This is a genomic window from Acidovorax sp. KPB24-07 (assembly GCF_057543315.1).
Genome location: NZ_BAAJYS010000493.1, coordinates 1 through 2145 on the forward strand (window position 1 = coordinate 1; position 2145 = coordinate 2145).

General features: G+C 57.2%; 2 protein-coding genes and 1 pseudogene. All 3 read left to right on the forward strand.

What is annotated here, in order from left to right; translation table 11 throughout:
• On the forward strand, nt 1-745 hold a 745-nt coding region (locus AC27IQ_RS23005), incomplete at its 5' end, for an RHS repeat-associated core domain-containing protein (protein ID WP_487090928.1).
• Nucleotide 746: 1 nt separating this feature from the next.
• On the forward strand, nt 747-1070 hold the full coding sequence (locus AC27IQ_RS23010) for a hypothetical protein (protein ID WP_487090929.1): 324 nt from the start codon (nt 747-749) through the stop codon (nt 1068-1070).
• Between the two features lie 407 nt (nt 1071-1477).
• Nucleotides 1478-2145: pseudogene (locus tag AC27IQ_RS23015) on the forward strand (RHS repeat-associated core domain-containing protein); the annotation flags it as partial.

The window sequence follows — 2145 nt, forward strand, 5'->3', positions numbered from 1 at the left end:
CGGCGCGCCGCTGGAGTTGACGGATGCCCAGGGGCACATTGCCTGGGCGGCGGATTACAAGGTCTGGGGGGAAGCCACGCTGCGGCCCGTGGCGAGAACGGGGACCGATGACGGCCCCACCCGCCGCCGCATGGGGAACGGTCCGGGAATGGACTGGAGCGACGGTGCCAGCGCCCGGTCATCCGCGCCGCCGCCGATCGAACAACCCTTCCGATTCCAGGGGCAGCAGTTCGATGAGGAAACCGGGCTGCATTACAACCGCTTCCGGTATTACGATCCGGCCGTGGGCAGGTTTGCTAGCCAAGATCCGATTGGTTTGGCTGGCGGGGTAAACACCATTATTTATGCACCAAATCCGCTTTATTGGATAGACCCATTTGGACTGACATGCATACAACAAAAGATCGATGGAACACGGCGCGAGCAAGAAACTGCGGCCGAATTGGCAACTCAATATCCAAACGCACGCATCCAGAACGAGGTTTACTTAAGAACCAAAGATGGAAAGCGTGCGATAGACCCAATTACAGAAACTGGTAGGAGAATCGACCATGTTGTTATCGACGCCATTAGCGGAGGGGCAATTTGCTGTTGCGAAACGACCAGTCAAACCGCCGACAAGCGTGAACAAACCGATAAGGAAAATCGCATTAGACAAGATGGCGGACATTACATTCGTGATCGAAAAACCGGTGAGCTAATTAATGTCAAAGACAACCCAACGAAAATAATCCGGAGAAAATAGCATGAGAGATTTTACAATTACCAAAGTATCTTGGCATACCCAACAAGAGGGCGCCAAGAGGAATTCATTGACAGAAATTGCAGGGTATTTTTTTGCTCTTATCAAATTCTTGCAAAACAACAATTTAACAGTTCGACATCTCGCGTCATCAGTAGAGGATATTGGAGAAGAATTCGAAATTCGATCAAGTGACCTGACAGAAGAAGGGTTGAACGTTATTAAGTTGGGGATGGATAAGTGGCTAAAACGCTTTAATGATCGGCCTATGCGGGAAAGCGACATGGTTGTGCTTGAGAAAGCTTTGCAAAAAGTCCGAAACTTTTGAATGGGCGGTTCAAAAGTGAGTTCAAATCCATCAGTCCTACTCGAGTCTGCAACAAAGCCTTGCGCTTTTCAGATGCCGCGAACCACAAGAGCGCAAACTGGAAAAGCGGTTCGATGGTTTCTACGAGATCGTCGGCTCAGAAGTCATTTGCTATCCATTCGATAGCACCCAAGCCAATCGGAACTAGGGTATTAGGCATTTTTCATCATTATTTCTTGTGCAATGTCACAGGCGACCCAGCCACGCTCCTAATTAAATAGCAGTCAAGGCATGCCCTGATTGCGCTAAAGGCTTGAAATATCCTTACCCGCCTTCCTGCTCTCCTCCCTCCCTCTACCCTTCCCCCTCCACCTTCCGGTCCGTGAGGCACGCACATCTTCAGCGGCGGCGGGGACGCGATCACGCAGGTGGCCAAGGCCAGCGGCCACCGCTACTTCGCCCAGTACGACGCGGAAGGCCCGCACGGCCGCGTGCTGCGTTCCTGGTGCGCCGACGCGCCCATCCCCGGCCAGGACGACGACCGCTTCACCTATCTGCCCCACGAACGCATCACCCGCCACACCGATGGCCTGGGCCGCGTGACGGCCTACCACTGGGACGCGCGCTTCAACATCGTGGCCACCGTCACCGCCGAGGGCACGCCCGAGGAGGTGCGCGAGGCAACGCCGTTCGATGCCACCGGCACCCCACGGGGCAGCATCGACCCGCTGGGCCGGCGCACCACGCTGCGCCACGACGCGCGCGGCAACGTGGTGCAACTCGTCAATGCGCTGGGGCAGTCCACGGCGCTGCAATACGACGCGATGGACCGGGTGACCACGCTGCGCGATGCGATGGGCTTCGAGTGGCGGCGCACCTACGACGCGCAGGGCAATCTGGTGCGGATGACCGATCCGCTCGGGCAGACCACGGCCTACCAGTACGACGGCCTGGGCCGGCCGGTCGAGGTGACCGACGCCCAGGGCGGCACCAAGCAATTGCGCTGGGACGAGGCGGGCAATCTGGTGGCCTATACCGATTGTTCGGGCCGCACGACACGCTTCGGCTACGAGGCGCGGGGCCTGCCGGTGCTGCG